This window comes from Candidatus Schekmanbacteria bacterium, assembly GCA_003695725.1.
In the GTDB taxonomy this organism is placed as follows: Bacteria; Schekmanbacteria; GWA2-38-11; order GWA2-38-11; family J061; genus J061.
Map to the genome: position 1 here is coordinate 1 of RFHX01000062.1, position 3,184 is coordinate 3,184.

Consider the following 3,184-nt stretch of genomic DNA (forward strand, 5'->3'; position numbering starts at 1 on the left):
AAAAATCATAAAATACTTGAAGCTCTATCATTTTAGATTTATTATATAATAAAAAAGTAGGGGGGGAGGTAATGAACATTAAATGGAAATTACAGATAATTGTTGTATGTTTCATATTTATTCTTTTGCCATCTATATCTTCAGCGCTCAAAATAAGCGGTATTGTTTTTGATGACAAAAATTGCAACGGCAACAGAAATCTTGGAGAAAAAGGAATTGCAGGAGTTACTATAATTCTCAATCCTGGATCCCTTACTACAACAACAAATGCGGCAGGCAGATTTAAATTTAATGGTCTCACTCCCGGGACATATACCTTAACTGAAGTTGATCCTTCTGGATATTGCAGCACAAGTCCAAATGTTAGAATCGTGAGACTTGTGTTCAAAAATGTATCAGGACAGATATTTGCAGACAGCAAGAAAGCAATCAGCCCTCCTGCTGGGTGCTGCTCATCCCCTTAAAAAATTTTTAATCAATAAGTTAATAATAATCTCAAATTATGAAAATTGATGAATAAGATAGCAAAAATTTCCATAGTTATTTTTTTTATTGCCTCTATACTCTCATGTGAAAGTGTTTCAAATACAATTAAAGGAATAGCTGGGGAGGGAAAGCTCGATACAAAAACCATTATTGCAGGACTAAAGGAAGCACTTGAAGTATCAACTGAAAATTCCGTATCGCAGGCATCGAAAATAAATGGATTCCTAAAAAACAAAGCGATAAAAATTCTTCTTCCTGAAAAACTTCAAAAAACTGCAGAAACTCTCAAAAAATTGGGTTTTGAAAAACAGGTTGATGAATTTATTGAAAGTATGAATAGAGCGGCAGAAAAAGCGGCGCCTGAAGCAAAATCCATCTTTATCGATGCTATTAAAGATATGACTTTTACAGATGCCAAAAAGATTTTAAAAGGTGGAGATACTGCGGCAACAGATTTTTTTCGTAAAAAAACATCCAAAAGACTTTACAAAGCATTCAAACCAAAAATTGAAGAATCAATGAAAAATGTGGGAGTTACAAACTATTATATGAATATGGTGGATAGAATAAAAAATCTTCCAATAGTAAACATCGAGCCCCCAGACCTTGGTGATTATGTTACCAACAAATCTCTTGACGGACTTTTTTATCTGATAGCAAAAGAGGAAAAGAAAATTAGAAAGGATCCTGCCGCGCGTGTTACAGAGCTTCTGAAAAAAGTTTTCAAATAAGATTCATTGAACATCAATCAAAGATATTCATCTGAAAAAGATAAGAATAACAGCATAAACAATAGCGAGGGCTCCTAAATTAGGGAAAAAAACTTCAGGTCTTCCCCAACTAATGCCCGGAAATGTATAATCTGAAATAGGCCAAAGAAAAGGCGTAGGGAAAAAATCTTGCGAATGTGTTGGTATATCTATCACTATATGTATCCCCCATGCTAATAATTCCCATAATGGCTTCCCACGAAAAAACCACACAGCAAAAAAAACTGCAACGAATACAATAAGACTGTGGGAGATATCATAAAGCGCAAAAACATACTTCGGTAAAGAAGAAATATCAGGACGCCCAGCGCCATAATTCCTTCGGGGATGTATGCCTACAAGTGTTCCTATGAAATAAATGCCAAAGGAGAGAAGGTCGGGTCCCATTCCGATTACAAAGGAAAGCCAAAAACTTTTTCTTCCGTTTCTTAAAAAACCGGCACCGCCCCAAAGTCCATGAGATATTATATCCATAAGATCTTTTTTTTATTTAAAATTCTTTTTTTGTCAAAGAAGTATCCCTATTCTATCTTTTCATTTTGTTCCTCATCTTGAAAAATAAGATGTATCCTCCAGATAAAAAAAATTAACAAGCACTTCATCAAAATGTGCCTAATAATCAAATTCATCGAAAGAATGGACACCTGCTCTTTGAAGAAAATCAATCCAAATAGTCACATTTAGTTTTCTCCGTAGAAAGCGTTTTCAAGATAGTTTATGTTAGATGCGATGGAGAAATAGTAAGTCTCTTGCTGTCGCCAATGCATCCTCTAAAAAAGAATGTATGGGTCTCCTCATTTTTCCTATTTATCAGAAAACATTTCCAATTACACCTTGAAAGAATTTAAAATTCATTTTATCAGTAAAATAGATCCACTTTTAAGAAAAGAGGAAAATATGAAAAAAACTTTGCCGACTCTTCTATCCTTAATTCTCCTGTCGATTTTTCTTCAAAGCTGCTCCTCAATGCCAAAGGAATGGAAGGGACTAAATCTAAATCTCCAATCTATCAAAGAAATTGAAAATCAAAAAACAGAAAAATCGTTCTCCTTTGTAGTATTGGGAGATAGCAGAGAAAATATCTCTGCTTATAAAAAGATAATATCCAAAATAGATGAATTGAATCCTAAACCTCTTTTTGTGATTCATCTTGGAGACCTTGTCAAAAATGGCACAAAAGAGGAATACAACGAATTCTTAGATATAACAGGCAGTCTCAATATACCTTTTCTTGCAGTTGCGGGAAATCATGATTTGCGTGGTAACGGGAAAAAATATTTTATGAACCTTTTTGGACCTCTAAACTATCTCTTTGATTACGGCAATAACAGATTTATCGTGCTCGATGATGTAACGGAAGGAAAAGAAGGGTTGTCTGATGAACAAATCTGGTGGCTAAACTATGCGCTCAAAAAAGCCAAGAAAAAAAACAAATTCATCTTTATGCACATCCCTCCAAGCATTGGCCACCTAAGTACAGACTTCAGCAAGGAGGTAAGCCGATTCATATCAATATTGCGAAAGTATGAAAATGTTTATGTTTTTTGCGGACATATCCATGACTATGACAAATTCAAATACAAAGGGATAAATTTCTATATATCAGGTGGTGCAGGAGCAAATCTCGGTAAACGAGCGCTTACCTTTGGCGGTTATTTCAAACATTTCCTCATTGTCGAAGTCCAAGATAAAAGGGTATTAGACAGAGTTATCAAACTCGAAAAAGAATAGATGATTTTTTCTTTGCGTGGAAAAAATCCTTCACCTCAATCATAAGAATAGATTCTTTGTCTCTCTCCAGAACATTCTAGCCCAACATTTTTTATAAAATTTTCTTTGATGCCATCTTTAAAGGATTAATCACTTAAATAACTCCATAATCAAAATAGTAAACAATAAGATATTTTAGTACTGTCGATATTTTAGAC

At 34.1% G+C, this 3,184-nt stretch carries 4 protein-coding genes; 3 read left to right on the forward strand and 1 reads right to left on the reverse strand.

Annotated features, from left to right (window positions below; genetic code table 11):
* The first annotated feature begins 71 nt into the window (after positions 1-71).
* Positions 72-464 (forward strand): hypothetical protein, encoded by a 393-nt coding sequence (locus D6734_02860; GenBank protein ID RMF97018.1) that lies wholly within the window; start codon positions 72-74, stop codon positions 462-464.
* Between the two features lie 48 nt (positions 465-512).
* Positions 513-1,217: a DUF4197 domain-containing protein gene (locus tag D6734_02865; protein RMF97019.1), complete on the forward strand. Its 705-nt coding sequence runs from the start codon at positions 513-515 to the stop codon at positions 1,215-1,217.
* Between the two features lie 27 nt (positions 1,218-1,244).
* On the opposite strand, the gene D6734_02870 is transcribed toward D6734_02865, so the two are convergent.
* Positions 1,245-1,730 (reverse strand): hypothetical protein, encoded by a 486-nt coding sequence (locus tag D6734_02870; protein ID RMF97020.1) that lies wholly within the window; start codon positions 1,728-1,730, stop codon positions 1,245-1,247.
* 306 nt (positions 1,731-2,036) lie between these two features.
* Here D6734_02870 and D6734_02875 point away from each other — a divergent pair, with 306 nt between their 5' ends.
* Positions 2,037-2,987, forward strand: coding sequence for a hypothetical protein (locus D6734_02875; protein RMF97021.1), 951 nt, complete (start codon positions 2,037-2,039; stop codon positions 2,985-2,987).
* Positions 2,988-3,184: the final 197 nt, after the last annotated feature.